This is a genomic window from Paraburkholderia bannensis (genome assembly GCF_014200455.1).
GTDB classification, from domain to species: Bacteria; Pseudomonadota; Gammaproteobacteria; order Burkholderiales; family Burkholderiaceae; genus Paraburkholderia; species Paraburkholderia bannensis_A.
In genome coordinates this window covers 1-17,232 of the sequence record NZ_JACHBW010000043.1, presented here as the reverse complement: position 1 = coordinate 17,232, position 17,232 = coordinate 1, and the positions used below count along the sequence as shown (strand labels likewise).

Below are 17,232 nucleotides of genomic sequence, written 5' to 3'. Positions count from 1 at the left end.
AGCGACAGCCCCGATTCCGACGACCAGGCACGGCAGGTCGCGCAGGCGCTCTACCAGGGCAAGGGCTCGGACCTGTCCGATACGCTCGGCTACGCGCAGCTCATCGCGGCGAGCCTCGGCGAGCAGTGGGCCGGCATGGGCAATGCGCTCTTCGTCGAGCCGGTTACGCAGGCGACCCGCACGGTGCTCGCGCCCGCCGAAGCGAGTCTGAACGATGCGTGGCGCCAGACGATCGTCGCTGCGTGGAACCGCAGACGCATCGAGGCCATCACCGACGTACACCACCGTCCGCTCAGCAAGCTCGTGAAGGGCGGCTTGATGCGCGGCGTCGAAATAACCGTGACACTCGACGCCGGGCGCTTTGCCGGCCACGGTGACCTTGAGCTCTTCGGCAGCATGCTTAACCGTTTCCTGGGTCTTTACGCGACGGTGAATCTGTACACGAAGCTGGTCATCGTGGCCCAACCGACGGGACAACGCATCGAATGGCCCGAGACGAAAGGTGAGGGAGCGCCGTTTTGAACGCACCAGGAATGCCGGCGGCAACGCCCACCCATGCCGCGCCCCTGATGGCAGCGCTGCTCGGTCAGGCGTCGCGCATGAATTTCATCCGCTTCTGCGAACTGCTCGAACTGGCGGCGCCTGACATGCCGCCGCTCGGCACCACCGATTCGCCCGCCGGGGAGCCGGTGCGGTTCCGCTCGCGCGCGCAGCTGGGGTTTCCGGGCCGGGAGATCGACGCGGTCCGGTACGACCTCGATAACCCAGCCGGGCCGCCGTCCGTGGTCACCACGTTCCTCGGGTTCTATGGCGTCGATGCGCGCATGCCCGCGTATTTCGTCGACGAGGTCGCACAGAACCGCGACGGGGCCGAGTCGCTGGCGGCGTTCCTTGACCTCTTCCATCACCGCATCATCACGCAGTACTACCGCGTCGCGCGCAAGTATCGCTATCCGGTCGGTTTCCGGCGGGACGGCACGGATCCTGTATCGCGCTATCTGCTCAGCTTTGCGGGCTTTGGCTTCAGTACTTCCACGCGCGTCGACACTTCCTCAATAGCGGCTAGCGACGCGCGGCCGCTCACCAGCGGGCGCCAGCGGCTCACCGAGGTGGCGGACAAACGCCGCTTGCTGTCGATGCTTGGCCTCGCCATGCAAAGGACGCGTACGGCAGAAGGGCTGGCTGGCGTGTTGCGACATGCCGTGCCGGACGCCTCGATCGTGGTCGAGGAGTTCCACCCGGTCTGGCGGGAAGTGAACGATCCTGAACCGGCCGCGCTGGGCGAGCAGTGCCTGCTTGGACGCGGGTTCTACGACCGCGCGAATGTGGTCCGGGTCGTGATCACGCCAACGCTACGCGAAACCGTGCTGTCGCTCGTTCCGGGCGAGGCCGCCCATCGCGAGATCATGGCGCTGCTGCGGTTCTATCTGGGCTACGAAAGCGAGGCGGATCTGGAGATGCAGGTGCGCGCCGATCTCATGCCGCAACCCATGCTTGAGCCGCGTCAGGCCAATCTGGGTTTTACGGCGCAACTGGAAACCCCGTACCGCTCCACGGCTCTGGGCCAGCTGCAGGTCACGCGCGTGCAACTCGGTCACTGGAACGGAGCCGGGAGAACAAGTGCATGACGAACAGCAAAACGAACAGGGGGAGGCTCCCAATGAGCGCAAACAGGAAACGTGTGACACAGCGCGCGGTTACCGCGTTCGCGATACTGGCTGCCGTGGTGACGGCCGGATGCGGTGTGGCGCAGGCAGTCGGCGACAGTACGGTGAGTGCTGCGAAGTGGGCCTTCACGACCCAGGTCAAGAGCATGAACGTGGACCTTAGGGCGCGTGCATCGATCAACGCGGACGCACAGGGACAATCCCTTTCGACAGTGGTGAGGTTCTACCAGTTGAAGGATGCAACGACCTTCGCCCAACTGACCTATAGCCAGTTGCAGTCGGACGATCTGAACCTGCTCAAGGCAGATCTGGTGGCCACGAAGGATGTCGTTCTACGGCCAGATGCGAGTGCAAGTCTTGCCGAACCGATGAATGCCGATGCCCAGCTCGTGGGCGTGGTGGCGTTTTTCCGCGAGCCGGTGCAGAGCCGGGTCTGGAAACTCGCCATTGCGAAGAAGCAGTGGAAGAAAACGGACCCGGTGAAGATCGAGGTCAACGGCAACGAACTCGTGCTGGTCGGTGCCGATCCGCAACCGGTCAAACACGACGCACCGCAGCAGGCAGTCCCGGCCAGTCCCGCATCGTCAACGGCAGCCAACAGGCAGGGCTGACCGGCATCTTTAAACCACCCGTGGGGTATCGCGATCAGTACGCATATCGCATCCCCCTTTCTGATGGAGAACACCTTGAAGAAACTGTTTTCGCTGGCGACCAGCATCAGCGTGCTCGCGCTGCTCCCGGCCTGCGCCGGGCTCGATCGCAGCCATGAGCTTGCCCTTAACCAGGCGACGGGTATCGAGGTCACACAGGGTCCAAACGGCGTGGAATTGCGCCTGCCCGAAAAGGTGCTGTTCGATTTCAACAGGTCCGACATCCGGGCGGATGCGACGCCCGCGCTTGCCCGCGCAGTCGTGCTGCTCAAACGCAGCGAGAAGCCGATCATCGTCGAAGGGCATACGGACAATGTCGGCACGCACGAGTACAACATGCAGTTGTCCGAGGCGCGCGCCACGACCGTTGCCGATGCACTTGAGACGCGGGGTATCGCCGGCTCGCGGGTCACGACCAGGGGCTTTGCCTACGATCATCCCGTCGCCGGCAACGATACGCCTGAAGGGCAGGCCAAAAACCGGCGCACGGAAATCGTGATCGTAGGCGAGTCCGAGACCCGGATCATGGGTAAGTGAGGTTTCAATCCACCGGGCGCGTGGGCGAAATCGCTCTGTTCCGCTCACACAGCCCGCGCCCGCTCCACGAGGCCATCCACATCCTCAAACGTAGTCGAAAAAGCCGTCACGAAGCGCACGACCCCCTTTCCCCAGCGGTCGTGATAAAACTGGAATCCAGCACCCAGCAGTTTCTCGATCAACGCCTCGGGCAATTTACAAAAAACAATATTCGCCTCAGGCGCACCCAAAACCTCAACGCCTTCAATCCCACCCAGCCCCTGCATAAGCCGCAGCGCCGCAGCATTTGCTTGACGCGCATTCCTTAACCACAAATCATCCTTCAAATAAGCGTCAATCTGTGCGGCCAGAAACCGCATCTTCGAAAAGAGATGTCCCGCCCGCTTGCGACGAAACGCCAGTTCACCCGCCAACGACCGATCGAACAACACAATCGCCTCGGCCGCAAGCACTCCGTTCTTTGTCGCGCCTAGCGAAAGTGCATGCACACCCGCTTTCCAGCTCATCTCCGCAGGCGTACACCCCTGCGAAACCAGCGCGTTTGCAAAACGCGAACCATCCATATGCAGCCGTATATTCGCGGCCTTGCACGCATCGCCGATCGTCTCGATTTCGCCGACCGTATAGACGCTGCCTTGCTCGGTTGCCTGCGTGATGCTCGCGCAGGCGGGTTGCGTCGAATGCACATCGCCGACCTTGGCGCGAGCCGCTTCGAGCAGCTTCGCCGGATCCATCTTCGCAGCCGGACCGTCGACGCTCACAAGCTTCGCGCCATTGGTGTAAAACGCGGGCGCACCGCATTCGTCGTTATTGATGTGGCTGGACGCGTGGCAATAGATGTTGCCCCAGGGCGGCGTCATCGCGCTCAAGCAGAGAGCGTTGGCGGCGGTGCCGGTCGGCACCAGCAACACGTCCACTTCGCGTTCGAAGATTTCGCACAGCCGGCGCTCCACGCTTTCGGTGTACGGATCCGCGCCATAAGGGTTGGCTTGTCCGGCGCTCGCCGCCACCAGCGCTTCGACGACTTCGGGCGATGCGCCCGCGATGTTGTCGCTCGTAAAGCCCAACGCCGGCGCCCTGTTACTGCTCGTCATGGTCATTTCCTCAACTCGGCAGGGGCCTATGCCCCGGATGCGGGCATCGTATGTCGGACGAGGGGCGCAGCGCTTGTAAAAAATTGACGGATGAATTGGCGGACGCGACGGAACCGCCTTGAACCCGACCGCAAGAATTCAGGCCCGAAAGCGCGAAGGCGCGACGCCATAAGCCTGGCGGAATGCGCGATTGAAATGGCTCTGATCGTAGAAGCCGACGGCCTGTGCGACCGTGGCGATGGCCTGCGAGCCTTGCAGCAGCAGTTCGCAGGCATGTTCGAGCCTCAGGCGCAGCAGCCATGCGTGCGGTGTCATGCCGATGGTCAGCTTGAATTGCTTGAGGAACTGGAAGCGGCCGAGGCCGCATAGCGCGGCCAATTCTTCGAGGGTGATCTTTTCGGCGAGACGGCTGTAGCAGTAGTCGCGCACGCGGCCCCATTGGGCCGGCGCGAGCGCGCCCGGCACGCGTTCGGGTACGACGGCGCGCGATTGAAGCAACAGACTCTCCAGCAACGTGAGCCATTGCGTCTGCACGTCGAGGCCGCCTGCGCCGCCGCTATCGCGCATCGTGTCGTGCAGGCGTACGAGGCTGCCTGCGAGCAGCCGATCGTCCAGCACCGCGCTGCTGAGTTCGGGTACGTGCGACCGGCCGCTGATTTCCCCGGCCACGCCGGCGACCAGCTCCTGCGATAGCCGAAAAGTCTTGAGCGTGTATTCGCCGCCGTCCTGGGCCGCACCATCATGGATTTCGCCTGGCGGCATCAGGGCGATCGTACCAGGACCCAGCAGTACGCTCTTGCCGTGGCTGCCCTGACGCTGCACACCCTCGCTGACGAGTCCGACGTGAAAGTCCAGGTGGAAGTGCCGATCAAAGCTGAATTCAGCGAAGCGCGCGGTACTCAGCACGAGGCCGGGTACCTCGGATACCTGCTGGTAGTGGACGTACTCGCTCATGATTCAGGGTGCGCTGGCGATGCGGGTGCAAGGTCGGAGGGCGTTCGCGAAGTATACCGCGCACCCGCCGCCGCAGATGTTGCTGCACCCGTCCCGCTCGCCCGACCGGCTTTGCCCCGTATCGTCAGGTGCTCTCACGCACGATCAGCTCGCACGCCAGCGCCTTGGGCCGCCGCACGGCGCCAGCGCGTTCCTTGCCCGCTTGCACGGCATCGAGCCGCGCGAAGATCAGCTCGGCGGCCAGTACGCCCATCTGACGCGCGGGTGGCCGGATCGTGGTCAGCCCTGGCGTGAGCATCTCCGAGAACGGAAAGTCGCCGAATCCCATGAGCGCCACCCGCTGCGGCACCGCGATGCCCGCGCGCTGCGCCGCGAGCAGGGCGCCCGAGGCCAGGTTGTCGTTGGCGAATACGATCGCATCAGCGGGGTCGGGGCCGTCGAGCAGCGCGAAGAGCGCCTCGCGTCCCGCGTGCGCGGGCTGCGCTTCCTGCGGCACGTGGAAGCGGGGTTCGCGGCCATGCTCGCGCATCACCTCGGCAAAACCGTCACGTCGCTCCAGCGCGCTGAAGTCGCCCGCCGCGCTGTTCTGCACGAAGGCGATACGCCGATAGCCGCGCTCCAGCAAATGACGGGCCGCCATGCGGCCCACCTCTGGATGCGAGAACCCCACCTGCCACGGCTTGCGGCGCGCTTGATAGTCCCATGTCTCGATCACCGGCACGCTCGTGCGCGCGAGCATCGCCTCGGTGGCCTGGGTGTGGAAATGCGAGGTCAGCACCAGCGCGGCAGGCGACCAGCCCAGCAGTCCGCGCACGGCATTTTCTTCCTGTTCGCCCGAAAAATAGCTGGACGCCAGCAGCAGTTGATAGCCGTGCGCCGTGACCGCGTCGCTGAAGCTCTGGATCGTGGCCGCGAAAATCGGCCCGGAGATATTGGGTATCACCATGCCGATCACCCTGCTATGCGCGGACGCCAGGCCGCCCGCTACAAGATTCGGCACATAGCCCAGTTGCGCGACGGCTTGCGCGATGCGCTCGCGCAGCGACCCGGAAACGCGTTCGGGATCCTGAAAGTAGCGTGAAACGCTGATCTGCGAGATGCCCAGGTGGTCCGCGACATCGCGCAGCGTGACGCGTCCCGAGTTGCGCCGCAGCCGCGTATGCGGCTCTTCTTCCGCTGCGTGTTTAGCCGTATTTCGCATAAGTTCTGCCGATTTCGTTATTTGACGCAGGCGCGCCGCGCAAAGGAAACTGCCGCCAAATGTTAGCGCTAACCGTTCGATCCGGCCAGCGATATCAACGCGGTCTGCGCGATGCGCAAAATCGTTGTTAAAACGGATGGCATCGCATAGACAAGGCTGCCGGATGGAATCTACCGGATTAATGAGGAGTTCGATGAAACGTGAGATGCACCTGGGCGCGTTCCTGATGGAAACGGGTCACCACCTCGCGGCCTGGCGTCTCGACGAAGTTCAGGCCGATGCAGGTCTCGATATCCACGCGTGGATCCGGCTTGCGCAGCTGGCCGAAGCGGCCTGCTTCGACGCGTTGTTCGTCGCGGACAGCGTGGCTGCCAACACGGGCCCCGGTGCGGACCGCGTGGCGCGCGCAGACCGTCTCGATCCGCTGACCTTGCTGCCCGCGCTGGCGGTGGCGACGCAGCGGATCGGCCTGATCGGCACGGCGACCACCAGCTACAACGAGCCGTATCACCTCGCGCGCAAGTTCGCTTCGCTCGATCACATCAGCGGCGGTCGAGCAGGGTGGAATCTCGTGACGACCGACAACGCGGCGGAGGCGGGCAATTTCGGCCGGGCCGAGCATTACAGTCATGTCGATCGTTACGCGCGCGCCGAGGAATTTCATCGCGTCGTGACCGCGCTTTGGGATAGCTGGGACGATGCGAGTTTCGTTCGCGACAAGCGCAGCGGCCAATACTACGACGCGGCAACGCTGCGCACGCCGCTGCATCGTGGCGAGCATTTTTGCGTCGATGGTCCGCTGAACGTGGCGCGCACGCCGCAAGGCTGGCCCGTGGTCGTGCAGGCCGGGTCATCGGAGCGCGGGCGTGAGCTGGCGGCGCGCACGGCGGAAGTCGTATTCACGGCGCAAGCCAGTTTCGAGACCGCGCAGGCGTTCTATCGCGATCTCAAACAGCGCGTCGTCGCGGCGGGGCGCGATAGCGATTCGCTCAAGATCATGCCGGGACTCTCGGTGATCGTCGCACCGACGCTGGAAGAGGCGCGTTCGCGTGAGGCGCAGCTTCAGGCCTTGGTGCATCCCGAGGCCGGTCTTGCGCTGCTCGCACGGATGATCGGCAATTTCGATCTGGGCGGCGTCGAGCTGGACGCGCCCCTGCCGGATCTGCCGATGACCGATAGCGGTCAACGCAGCCGTCAGCAGTTACTCACCAGCATCGCGGGCAATGAGCGGCTCACGGTGCGCCAGCTCTATCTGCGCATTGCAGGCGGGCGCGGGCATTTCACGCTGGTCGGCACGCCGCAAAGCGTGGCCGACGCGATGCAGCACTGGTTCGAAAACGGCGCCGCCGACGGCTTCAATATCATGGCCGCCGATCTGCCCGGCGGGCTGGAGCGCTTCTGTGAACTCGTGGTTCCCGAACTGCGCCGCCGCGGACTGTTCCGGACGACATATCAAGGAAAGACGTTGCGCGACCACCTGGGATTGCAGCGGCCGGTGCGCGAGCGATAAGCCACGCGTAATTCAAAACACCGCAAAACAATAAAACTCAACGTGAACAACAACCCGATGAATTACATTTGCACGCCGCTCACCCGCCAGAAACTGATTGTGAGCGCTATTTGCGCCGCTACTGTCGCGTCGGCCCACGCAGCCGACGGCACAAACGATCGTGCCGATCAAGCGGCGCCGGCCGTAGCGGCATCGTCGGCTTCCGCGCAAAGGCCAACCGAATTGCCGACGGTCACGGTGACCGCCACGCGCCGCAACGAATCGGCGCAGAAGGTGCCCATCGCGCTCACCGTGGTCAGCGGCGCGGAGATGGAACGCGCAGGCAACAACACCGTGCAGTCACTCGTCACGGCAGTGCCAGAACTCACTTTCAAGCCCTCGCTGTCGAGCAAGGACACCACATTGACGATCCGTGGCGTAGGGACCAATTCGACCTCGCCGGGGGTCGAGCCTTCGGTGTCCACCGTGATCGACGGCGTGGTCTATGCGCGGCCCGGCCAGGCAACGCTCGACCTGCTGGACGTCGATCACGTTGAAGTGCTGCGCGGCCCGCAGGGCACGCTGTTCGGCAAGAACGCAACGGCGGGCGTCATCAACATCGTCACGCGCGATCCGGCGAAGCAGCCCACCGGCTATGTCGACACGCAGTTCTATCAAGGCGGCGAGCAACGCGTGCGCGCCGGCGTGGAAGGCACCTTGCTGCCAGGATTGCTCACGGGCTCGTTCACCGCGCTGTATGGCCGCTACGACGGCAACGTCAAGAACGTCTACAACGGCGAAGAGATCAACGGTTATAACCACAAGGGCTTCCGCTCGAAATTCGTGTTCACGCCCAGCAGCAATGTGAAGGCGACGGTCATCGCCGACTACATGTACGCGCACGATTCGTACGCGGCCGGCGTGATCGGCAAGGCGACCAATCCCATCTACGCCGCTGCGCTTTCGCCCGTCGTGCCGAGCCTGCAGAACCGCGAAGTGAACTATCCCTATGGGCCTTCGGTGGAAGACACCAATTGGGGCGTCTCCGCGCAGGTCGACTGGAAACTGGGCGGCGGCTACACGCTGTCTTCGATTTCAGCCTACCGCCAATGGCTCAACCGCCAACGCACCGATGAAGCCTGGGTCCCACAGGTCTATCAGCAGATTCCCAGCTCGAACGATCGCGGCGATCTGGGCTTTACACAGCTATCGCAGGAACTGCGGCTGGCTTCGCCAAAGGGTGGCTTCTTCGACTATGTCGCCGGTGTCTACGCGCTTCATACGCAGGATAACGAGCACTACAACCGCGCCGTGACGACCTGCAAGAACTCGACGTCGGCGAGCATCGTCAGTGGTCTCACGCCATGCTATCCCGGTTCGTCCACGCTCACGCACACGACGGGAGACGCGGAGTTCGGCACGCTCACCAACAGCTTCGCGGCCTATGGCGAAGGTACGTTTCACCTGAGCGAGCGTCTGCGCGCCATCACGGGTCTGCGCGTCACGCACGATGAGGTGGGCTATGACTTCGAGCGCACCTCGACCTCGGCTGCGGCGGTCTCGGGTATCAATCCCTCGTTCGCGTCGTCGGGCTGGACGAGCGCCAATGGCCTGTCGGGCCGCGCGGGTCTGGAGTTCGACCTCACGCGCGACGTCATGCTCTATGCGATGTACTCGCACGGCTACAAGGGGCCGGCCTTCAACGTGTTCTTCAACATGCAGCAGCGCGATACGCCCGCGCTGCGTCCCGAAGAATCCAATTCGTACGAGATCGGCGCGAAGATGCAGACGCCCGATCATCGCTACACCGCCAATATCGCGCTGTACGACACCCATTATCAGAACTACCAGGCAAATTATTACGACACGGTGGCCGGCCAGGTGGTCACGCGCCTCATCAATGCCGGCACGGTATCGACGCGCGGCGTCGAGCTGGATCTGGGCGCGCGTCCGCTGCGCGGCTTGAGCCTCACCGGCGGCCTGGCGTTCACCGACGCGCATATCGACGAATTCAATTGCCCCGTGGGCGCGCAGGCGAGCTGCAACGTCAATGGCAAGACGCTGCCGTTCTCGCCGACGTTCAAGGCCAATATTTCCGCCGATTATCGCCACCCGCTGCCCATCGGCCCTGAGCTTGAGTTGTACGCGAATTACTTCTGGCAAAGCCGCGTGCAGTACGACCTCGCGCAATCGCCGAACACCATTCAGGGCGCGTACGGCATTCTCAATGCGAGCGTTGCGCTGAATTTCGACAATGGCTGGCGTGTTGCGCTGATCGGCAAGAACCTGCTCGATAAATCTTATGTGAGCGTGATGGCGACGGGTTCGGGCTACGTGACGATTGGCGTGCCGCGCGATGCCGATCGCTACTTCGGCATCCAGTTGCGTAAGGACTTTTTCTGATTTTCATCGAGAGGGCAGCGATTATGCAGTGGTTCATCAAAACGCTTTCGCGCATACGCATCGCCGCGCTATTCACCGCGGTAACGGCATCAGGTGCGCTCATGACACCGATGCCGGCATCGGCCGAAGCAGTGCTGAACATCGGCTATCAGAAGGGCACGCCGCTCACGCTGCTCAAGGCGCGCGGCACGCTCGACAGCGCGCTGGCGGCGAAAGGCTACGCGGTGCGCTGGACCGAGTTTCCTGCCGGGCCGCCCTTGCTCGAAGCGATGAACGCCGGCTCGATCGACATCGGCTATACGGGCGCGCCGCCGCCGATTTTCGCGCAGGCTGCGGGTAGCCGCGTTGCCTATCTCGCGGCGGAACCCGCCGGGCCGCACAACGAGGCGTTGATCGTGCGCGCGGGCTCGCCACTCAAGAGCGTGGCCGATCTCAAGGGCCATACGGTGGCGCTCGCGCGCGGTTCCAGCTCGCATTATCTGCTGGTGGCCGCGCTCGCGCAGGCGGGGCTGCGCTATGAGGACGTCAAGCCAGTGTTCCTTTCGCCTGCCGATGCGCGTGCCGCGTTCGACAGCGGTCACGTCGACGCCTGGGCAATCTGGGATCCGTATCTCGCGGTGGTGCAGGCAGCGGAGCCTACGCGCACGCTTGCCGATTACGCCTCGGGCATTCCGCAGCCCTATAGCTTTTTTCTCGGCGCGCCTGACTTCGTGAAGGCGCACCGCGATATTGTCGAAGCGGTGTTGCGCGCGGTCGCCGACGGCGATGCGTGGGTGAGCACGCATCGCGATGAGACCGCGCAATTGATTGCGCGCGAGACCGGCGTGCCGCCTGTCGTCGTCAGCCGTTTTCTGGCGCGTTCGCGCTTTGGGATCGTGCCGCTCGATACATCGATACTCGCGAGCCAGCAACGTGTCGCTGACGTATTCGCGGCCCAGCATCTGATTCCGCGCGCCGTGAAGGTGGACGCGATCGCGGCGCCGGTGTCGATCAGCGGGAAATGAGCGAGAAATAAGCAGGAAAAAAGCGGGAAAAAAAGCGGGCGCTCAAAGTACGGGCAACACCGCGCGGATATGTTCCGCGAACGCCGCCGCCAGTTGCGACGGCCGCTTGCGGCTGGATTTCACGGTGATGCCCACTGCAGGCAAGGGCGGCAGTGCGGGATCGCCGTTGAGGTTGGCCAGATCGGGCGGCACGGCCGTCTGCGTCATCACCGCGAATGCCTGGCCCGCGCGCACCAAAGCGATCATTCCGGAGAGGCTGCTGCTCGCGCAGGCGATCCGCCACGCTCGGCCCGCGCCCTGCAGCGCTTCGCAGGCGGCGATATGGTCGAGCGTGTCGGCATCGGAAAGCGCCAGCGGCAAGGGATCGAAGTGCGCAGGATCGAGACCCGGATAGCCGATCCACACCAGTTGTTCGCGTCGAATCAGGTCTTCGCCAGGCGCTGCATCGGGCAGCGAGACCATCGCCAGATCGACCGCGCGCTTGTCCAGCAGATCGAGCAGCCTGGGCGTGGGCGCACAAACTACCTCCACCAGCGCATGCGGATGCTGGCTCGAAAACTGGCGCAGCAGCGCGGGCAGGAACACGGTGGCGTAGTCGTCGGGGCAGCCAAAACGCAGGCTGCCGCTGAGCCCCGTACCGCTCAGATCGGCCATCGCCTCGTCATGCAGGCGCAGCATGCGCTGCGCGTGCACCAGCAAGCGCTCGCCCGGATGCGTGAGCACCACGCCGCGCCCGGTGCGCTGGAACAGCGGCTGATCGACGATGGATTCGAGCCGCTTCATCTGCTGGCTCAGCGCGGATTGCGTGCGGCCCACACGATCGGCGGCGCGGCTGAGCGCGCGCACCTCGGCAATTACGGCAAACGAGCGCAGCAGGTCGATTTCGAGTACCCGGCTCACGAGATGACTCACAAATTGGGGTTGGATATTAGCGCGGCTTCTAGCTCCTATTAATACTATTCGATTTTGTAAATGCAGGACGCGTCCTAGACTGCAAGGCATGCCGCCAATTCACGAGTCACTCACGAGGAGACCCACGGTGTCCCGCAACGACGACGCAACCTTCTGGCGCAACGCCAGGCAGCATCTGATCCGCTACGGCGGGACCTTCGAACCGATGATCATCGAGCGTGCGCAAGGCAGTTTCGTCTATGACGCCGACGCTCGCCCGATCCTCGATTTCACCTCGGGCCAGATGAGCGCCGTGCTCGGTCACAGCCATCCGGAGATCGTCGCGGTGATCCAGGAATACGCGGGGCGGCTCGATCACCTGTTTAGCGGCATGCTTTCGCGGCCCGTTGTCGATCTCGCCACGCGCCTGGCCGAGATCACGCCGCCCGGCCTCGACCGCGCGCTGCTGCTGAGCACCGGCGCGGAATCGAACGAAGCCGCCATCCGCATGGCGAAGCTCGTGACCGGCAAATACGAAATCGTGGGCTTTGCGCAGTCGTGGCACGGCATGACGGGGGCGGCGGCGTCGGCCACGTACAGCGCGGGGCGCAAGGGCGTGGGTCCGGCGGCGGTGGGATCATTCGCGATTCCTGCGCCGTTCACCTACCGGCCGCGCTTTGGCGGGGAGGGGGCGTACGACTATCTCGCCGAACTCGACTACGCATTCGATCTGATCGACCGCCAGTCGAGCGGCAATCTGGCGGCCTTCATCGCCGAGCCGATCCTCAGTTCGGGCGGCATCATCGAACTGCCGCCGGGCTATCTGGCGGCGCTCAAGCGCAAATGCGAAGAGCGCGGCATGCTGCTGATTCTCGATGAAGCGCAAACGGGCGTGGGCCGCACCGGGACGATGTTTGCCTTCGAGCGCGACGGCGTCACGCCCGACATTCTCACGCTATCGAAGACGCTGGGCGCGGGTTTGCCGCTGGCGGCGGTGGTGACGTCCGCGCAAATCGAGGAGCAGGCCCACGAGCGCGGCTATCTGTTCTATACGACGCATGTGTCCGATCCGCTGCCGGCGGCGGTGGGCCTGCGGGTGCTGGACGTGGTGGCGCGCGAAGGGCTGGTCGAACGGGCGAACGTGATGGGCGACCGCCTGCGGCGCGGGCTGCTCGACCTGATGGAGCGCTTCGATTGCATCGGCGACGTGCGCGGGCGTGGCTTGCTGCTCGGCATGGAAGTGGTCAAGGACCGCCGCACCAAGGCGCCCGCCGATGGACTGGGCGCGAAGATCACCCGCGAGTGCATGAACCTCGGCCTGAGTATGAACATCGTGCAGTTGCCGGGCATGGGCGGCGTGTTTCGCATCGCGCCGCCGCTCACCGTGAGCGAGGCGGAAATCGATCTGGGCCTGTCGTTGCTGGAGCAGGCGATCAAGCGCTCGCTCTAGAACTTCGGATTGCACTGGAAGCGCAGCACGGAATCCTGTTCCGCGAGCGCAACCATGCCTTGCCGGCTTTCGGTGTTAAAGCTCGTCTGCATGCCACGCGCTTTGCAGTAGTCAGTGGCTTCGGCCTGGGCGCGGCGGTGCGCGCGCGCCCAGGCGAGACTTCCACCGGCTGCGGAAGCGGTCACCATATAGACGCCATCCTTGCCGGTGGCGGTGACGTCGCCTGCCGACGCGCACGCCGATAAAACCGTCGCGGTGGCGAACAGCGAAGCAATCAACCGGGAAACGGTACGGGGGAACTTCGACAACGGGATATTCGACTGCATTTTTACTTCGTACTCGGGAACAAGCGGACAAAACACGCTTGGCAAAAGCGGGAAAAAAATTAAAACAAGGCGGTGCATGGCCGCCCGAATTCCTACGAGCAAAGATTGGTCGCAATACGGCTATTGCGGGCCGTTTTATCGCGGCATTGCTGGATTGCGCGCAGCTTCACGTGCTCGACGATCTTCTGGCTGGTGATGCGACCGGCGGCGCTGCGGAATTTGCGGCCCGCACGCGCGAGCAGGCGATCGTCGTGACGGCGATGCGCCCAGGCGCGTGCCGCGAACCAGCCGACGATGGTCCAGCCCAGCAGGATATTGACCAGCGTGATCGCCAGCGCATCGCTGTGATTGCGCGCGTCGGCCTCGATTGACGGAATCAGATAAAGGCTCAAAGCGACAATGGCCGCGGCGCCTTCGAAGATTTGCAACATGACAACACCTCCGGATCAAGCAGCAATCTGGCGAAGCACCTTTCTGCGGTGCGTCGCAATTGCGATGGAGGGAGTTTAGAACGTTGCTATCGAAAGACAATGCTAATAGAACGAAATCAGAGTTGCATCTGGGAAAACAATCGTGGCCTGAATCGTGGGCTAAACCGCGCCAGCATTGAGCACGCGCATCAAACGAAAGGGGCGGATTGAATCCGCCCCTTTGAATCCGCCCCTTAAACTGCCTGCCGCTTCGACGATACGCTTCAGCCCCAGGGCGACATCGCCTTGAATACGCCGTCGCGCCGCACCAGCGCGTGGAACAAGGCCGCCGCCAGATGCACGACGATCAGCGCAAAGAAACACAGCGCAAGGAAACGGTGCGCGTTCCATAGCAGCGAATGCAGTTCGTTGCTATGGGGCAGGATCGCTGGCAGGCGGATGCCTGCGGCCATGACCGGATAATCCGCCGCCGAGAGCATGCCCCAGCCGATCAGCGGCAGCGCGATCATCAGCGCATAAAAGGCCAGATGCGAGAGATGCGCGGCCAGTTTCATCGGCTCGGGCATGTCGGCGGGCAGCGCTGGCGCGCCTTTCACCAGCCGCGTGACCAGGCGGATCAGCGCAAGGATCAGGATGACGATCCCAAGCGGCTTGTGGATCGACACGAGCGTGAGGTAATCGGGCCGGATGGTCGACACCATGCCCACGCCGATGAACAGCATCGACAGGATGCAGATCGCCATGATCCAGTGCAGGGCGCGTTGCAGTGGCGAAAAGCGTGCTTCAGTGGCTTGGCTCGGCGTCATGGCTTCGCTCCTTCGGCAGGCGTGTGCGGGTAGTCCTTGTCCTCCGCGGTGCGGCGGTTGAACGAGACCGAATAGGCGGCGGACCGCGCGGCGGGGAACGGATCGTCGGAAACGTGGATGCCGGCCGGCAAAACCGTCGGGTCGAAGTTCAGGTCGCGGCAGGGGCCGTCCGGCTCCGGCTCGATCGCGCTGACCACCAGTGTGCCCGCCTCCACCTTGCGGCGGTCGTCCGGCCAGGCCTTGCTGGGGTCAGCGGTGGGGTCGCCCGCATCGGCCACGGTCACGATCATGGTCCAGCGCTGCGGCCCGGCATGCACGCGATCGGTGATGTCGGCGGCGAGGAAATCGGCGCCGCGCTGCTTGAGCGCATCGGGCGAGACCGCCTCCGGCTTCTGCGCGGGCACGAAGGACCAGCGCACCACATGGTCTTCGCCCTGCGCATTGGTGAACACGAAACTGTTGAGGCTGTTGTAGCGCTCCTGCGCATAGGAAGCCGTCCACGGCGCGCTGCCGGCCCAGGCGCCGAATTTCGCGAATTCAGGGTGCGCGGCGATGAAGTTCTTCATGGCGTCAGGGTCGCTCTTGTTGCCGGCCGCCTGAAGCAAGGCGTAGAACGCCTGCGGCGTGGCGACCGGGAAGAACGGCGCGTCGATCATGGCCGAGCGCCATTCGCTGCCGTCGGGCGTGACGATGCGCAGGCTCAGGCCTCGCACGCGCACGCTGGCGTCAGCGGCTTTGGCGTCGGCCGTGGCCAGGTTGAAGCGTCCCGTGACGGGATAGGAACCGGCGGCGAACATGGGCGCTCTGGAAAGCGCCGCGGCCGCGCCGTTGGCCTCGAACGTGCCCGTGAAGCAGATGCCCTTGGCGTGATTGCGCCGGAAGCCGGGCGCGGGGCCGCCTGGCGGCGCGAGGCCATTGACGACCTTGGCGGGGGTGATGCGCCCCGGCGAGAGCCAGCCTGCGGTATAGGCGAAAGCGCCCACGAGGACCACCACGATGGCGGCGATCAGGACCAGCGAACGTACGCCGCCATTGGAATCCTTGGAACCTTGTCTGTCTGACATGGAACCCTCTTTGGTCAATTCGTTGTTAGGCTCTGCTGGGGACTTTGCGAGAGCATAAAGAATTTCTGCCGAAGGGGTTGCGTGTGCGTGCGGGTTGCCGGAGCGCAAGACGCGCCGTTCAGCGACGCCTCGATTGATTCCTCCGATCAAACCATCGGGCAGCGCAGATGACTCCCGCCGAAAGCGCCTAGCCCGCGAACAGGTCGATCAAATAATGAGCGCCGCCGTAAAGCGCGGCAAAGGTCATCAAAACATTCACCACGACAGACACGGTGAAGAAATATTTGACGTGGCGCACCGCGTAGACGAACAGAACTGCTGCCGCCGCGTGCATGGACGGAAACGACACCAGTCCCTGGTTCAAACCCAGGTCGACGCTGCGCAAGGTCCCGTCCCTCAAGGGATAGAACTGCGACCATGGAGTCGAGCCGTAAAGATCGACCATCCTGTAGTGAAAGAACGGATTCGCTGCAGGGATGAATGCCGATATGGCGATGGATATCGATGCGATCACAACAAACAGGAAAACAAATTCGGTCAATTCACGAATTCGATTTTTCATCGATAAAACGATCACTGTGACGACGACTTGCGGTCCCCAGAGGACATAAAGGCAATTCGAGAAGAATTTGATGTGATCGTGCCTTGCATACCAGGCTGCCAGGTATTCCCAGTGAAAGCCGATGCGCCGGTCGACGCCAATGAGCGCTTCATCGATCAGCGGGGCATTGTGGGCAACCGAGAGGGACTGGAAAACCATTGACGCAGCCAGAAATATTCTCATCGCGGCAATGCCAGACAGAGCGATGGTCCAGCGGCGCAGTCTTGCAGTTTCACTCAGGGCAGCGTATCGCTCCATCTTGCTGAGTGCGAACAGAATGACAACGCAAATCAGATTGATGGCAATGGGTTCCCATCTGTCCGAAATGATGATTTCAAATCCTGTGACCTTGGCGGCCACGATATCGAAGGCAATGAGTGCGGCTGTCAGGACGACCGATGCCCGGACAAAATTGGGATTCACCCGTTCCGATAGGTTTCGTGCGGCAATCGCGTCATGCTGCCCATAACGCGGTCTCAATGTATTCATCGCGCAGGTCTGGTGTTATTTATTTTGCGCCGTTTTTTTGGCGTTCCCGGAAAGCATTTTTTTCAAACGATAACATTTCTGCTTAGAAGGTGTTATGCACTTTTGTTAAGGGCTGCAAAGTGGACGAGCATAAGCACGGAGAATACGACGAAATGCAACCCAGCCAATGTTTCGG

General features: G+C 63.2%; 17 protein-coding genes. 8 read left to right on the top strand and 9 right to left on the bottom strand.

Annotated features, from left to right (window positions below; translation table 11 throughout):
* From F4827_RS35730 to F4827_RS34300, 4 genes are all read left to right on the top strand, one after another.
* The coding region (locus tag F4827_RS35730; RefSeq protein ID WP_260175560.1) for a type VI secretion system baseplate subunit TssF at positions 1-522 on the top strand (522 nt) is incomplete at its 5' end.
* Positions 523-569: 47 nt separating this feature from the next.
* Positions 570-1,628 (top strand): type VI secretion system baseplate subunit TssG, encoded by a 1,059-nt coding sequence (gene tssG / locus F4827_RS34310; protein WP_260175561.1) that lies wholly within the window; start codon positions 570-572, stop codon positions 1,626-1,628.
* A gap of 32 nt (positions 1,629-1,660) precedes the next feature.
* Positions 1,661-2,278 carry a type VI secretion system lipoprotein TssJ gene (tssJ, locus tag F4827_RS34305; protein ID WP_260175562.1) on the top strand — a complete coding sequence of 206 codons (618 nt, stop codon included), beginning with the start codon at positions 1,661-1,663 and terminating at the stop codon, positions 2,276-2,278.
* 63 nt (positions 2,279-2,341) lie between these two features.
* Positions 2,342-2,854, top strand: coding sequence for an OmpA family protein (locus F4827_RS34300; protein WP_260184749.1), 513 nt, complete (start codon positions 2,342-2,344; stop codon positions 2,852-2,854).
* 44 nt (positions 2,855-2,898) lie between these two features.
* Here the strand turns inward: F4827_RS34300 and F4827_RS34295 are convergent, their stop codons facing one another.
* The 3 genes from F4827_RS34295 to F4827_RS34285 all read right to left on the bottom strand — a co-directional run bounded on the left by F4827_RS34295 (position 2,899) and on the right by F4827_RS34285 (position 6,103).
* A complete protein-coding gene (locus F4827_RS34295; protein WP_183733544.1) occupies positions 2,899-3,954 on the bottom strand; it encodes a low specificity L-threonine aldolase in 1,056 nt (351 codons plus the stop codon).
* 132 nt (positions 3,955-4,086) lie between these two features.
* The gene (locus tag F4827_RS34290; protein WP_183733547.1) at positions 4,087-4,902 is read right to left on the bottom strand and encodes an AraC family transcriptional regulator; all 816 of its coding nucleotides are present in this window, start codon (positions 4,900-4,902) and stop codon (positions 4,087-4,089) included.
* A gap of 124 nt (positions 4,903-5,026) precedes the next feature.
* Positions 5,027-6,103: a LacI family DNA-binding transcriptional regulator gene (locus F4827_RS34285; protein WP_183733550.1), complete on the bottom strand. Its 1,077-nt coding sequence runs from the start codon at positions 6,101-6,103 to the stop codon at positions 5,027-5,029.
* A gap of 193 nt (positions 6,104-6,296) precedes the next feature.
* On the opposite strand from F4827_RS34285, the gene F4827_RS34280 reads away from it, so the two are divergent.
* From F4827_RS34280 to F4827_RS34270, 3 genes are read left to right on the top strand one after another with little or no spacing between them, the layout of a single operon-like run.
* Positions 6,297-7,613 carry an LLM class flavin-dependent oxidoreductase gene (locus F4827_RS34280; protein ID WP_183733553.1) on the top strand — a complete coding sequence of 439 codons (1,317 nt, stop codon included), beginning with the start codon at positions 6,297-6,299 and terminating at the stop codon, positions 7,611-7,613.
* Between the two features lie 57 nt (positions 7,614-7,670).
* Positions 7,671-9,995, top strand: coding sequence for a TonB-dependent receptor (locus tag F4827_RS34275; RefSeq protein WP_183733556.1), 2,325 nt, complete (start codon positions 7,671-7,673; stop codon positions 9,993-9,995).
* A 23-nt stretch (positions 9,996-10,018) separates the two neighbouring features.
* The gene (locus F4827_RS34270; RefSeq protein WP_409258904.1) at positions 10,019-10,999 is read left to right on the top strand and encodes an aliphatic sulfonate ABC transporter substrate-binding protein; all 981 of its coding nucleotides are present in this window, start codon (positions 10,019-10,021) and stop codon (positions 10,997-10,999) included.
* Between the two features lie 42 nt (positions 11,000-11,041).
* On the opposite strand, the gene F4827_RS34265 is transcribed toward F4827_RS34270, so the two are convergent.
* Entirely contained in the window at positions 11,042-11,899 is an 858-nt protein-coding gene (locus F4827_RS34265) for a LysR family transcriptional regulator (RefSeq protein WP_183733562.1), read from the bottom strand.
* A 139-nt stretch (positions 11,900-12,038) separates the two neighbouring features.
* Between F4827_RS34265 and F4827_RS34260 the strand changes: the two genes are divergently transcribed.
* A complete protein-coding gene (locus F4827_RS34260) occupies positions 12,039-13,340 on the top strand; it encodes an aspartate aminotransferase family protein (RefSeq protein WP_183733565.1) in 1,302 nt (433 codons plus the stop codon).
* Here the strand turns inward: F4827_RS34260 and F4827_RS34255 are convergent.
* The 5 genes from F4827_RS34255 to F4827_RS34235 form a co-directional block, all read right to left on the bottom strand.
* A complete protein-coding gene (locus tag F4827_RS34255) occupies positions 13,337-13,744 on the bottom strand; it encodes a hypothetical protein (protein ID WP_260175564.1) in 408 nt (135 codons plus the stop codon). The genes F4827_RS34260 and F4827_RS34255 overlap by 4 nt on opposite strands.
* A 14-nt stretch (positions 13,745-13,758) precedes the next feature.
* Complete coding sequence (locus tag F4827_RS34250) at positions 13,759-14,097, bottom strand: superinfection immunity protein (protein WP_183733568.1); 339 nt, start codon at positions 14,095-14,097, stop codon at positions 13,759-13,761.
* Between the two features lie 263 nt (positions 14,098-14,360).
* Positions 14,361-14,903: a cytochrome b gene (locus F4827_RS34245; protein ID WP_183733571.1), complete on the bottom strand. Its 543-nt coding sequence runs from the start codon at positions 14,901-14,903 to the stop codon at positions 14,361-14,363.
* Positions 14,900-15,967, bottom strand: coding sequence for a catalase family peroxidase (locus tag F4827_RS34240; protein WP_183733575.1), 1,068 nt, complete (start codon positions 15,965-15,967; stop codon positions 14,900-14,902). The genes F4827_RS34245 and F4827_RS34240 overlap by 4 nt, the downstream gene beginning before the upstream one ends.
* Positions 15,968-16,154: 187 nt before the next feature.
* Positions 16,155-17,057, bottom strand: a complete 903-nt coding sequence (locus tag F4827_RS34235) for a phosphatase PAP2 family protein (protein ID WP_183733578.1) — start codon at positions 17,055-17,057, stop codon at positions 16,155-16,157.
* Between the last annotated feature and the right edge of the window lie 175 nt (positions 17,058-17,232).

What these genes read in the sequence shown, in the direction of transcription:
- tssG (WP_260175561.1), top strand. Translation starts at nt 570, where the DNA reads ATGGCAGCGCTGCTCGGTCAGGCGTCGCGCATGAATTTCATCCGCTTC.
- tssJ (WP_260175562.1), top strand. Translation starts at nt 1,661, where the DNA reads ATGAGCGCAAACAGGAAACGTGTGACACAGCGCGCGGTTACCGCGTTC.
- F4827_RS34300 (WP_260184749.1), top strand. Translation starts at nt 2,342, where the DNA reads ATGGAGAACACCTTGAAGAAACTGTTTTCGCTGGCGACCAGCATCAGC.
- F4827_RS34295 (WP_183733544.1), bottom strand. Translation starts at nt 3,954, where the DNA reads ATGACCATGACGAGCAGTAACAGGGCGCCGGCGTTGGGCTTTACGAGC.
- F4827_RS34290 (WP_183733547.1), bottom strand. Translation starts at nt 4,902, where the DNA reads ATGAGCGAGTACGTCCACTACCAGCAGGTATCCGAGGTACCCGGCCTC.
- F4827_RS34285 (WP_183733550.1), bottom strand. Translation starts at nt 6,103, where the DNA reads ATGCGAAATACGGCTAAACACGCAGCGGAAGAAGAGCCGCATACGCGG.
- F4827_RS34280 (WP_183733553.1), top strand. Translation starts at nt 6,297, where the DNA reads ATGAAACGTGAGATGCACCTGGGCGCGTTCCTGATGGAAACGGGTCAC.
- F4827_RS34275 (WP_183733556.1), top strand. Translation starts at nt 7,671, where the DNA reads ATGAATTACATTTGCACGCCGCTCACCCGCCAGAAACTGATTGTGAGC.
- F4827_RS34270 (WP_409258904.1), top strand. Translation starts at nt 10,019, where the DNA reads ATGCAGTGGTTCATCAAAACGCTTTCGCGCATACGCATCGCCGCGCTA.
- F4827_RS34255 (WP_260175564.1), bottom strand. Translation starts at nt 13,744, where the DNA reads ATGCACCGCCTTGTTTTAATTTTTTTCCCGCTTTTGCCAAGCGTGTTT.
- F4827_RS34250 (WP_183733568.1), bottom strand. Translation starts at nt 14,097, where the DNA reads ATGTTGCAAATCTTCGAAGGCGCCGCGGCCATTGTCGCTTTGAGCCTT.
- F4827_RS34245 (WP_183733571.1), bottom strand. Translation starts at nt 14,903, where the DNA reads ATGACGCCGAGCCAAGCCACTGAAGCACGCTTTTCGCCACTGCAACGC.
- F4827_RS34240 (WP_183733575.1), bottom strand. Translation starts at nt 15,967, where the DNA reads ATGTCAGACAGACAAGGTTCCAAGGATTCCAATGGCGGCGTACGTTCG.
- F4827_RS34235 (WP_183733578.1), bottom strand. Translation starts at nt 17,057, where the DNA reads ATGAATACATTGAGACCGCGTTATGGGCAGCATGACGCGATTGCCGCA.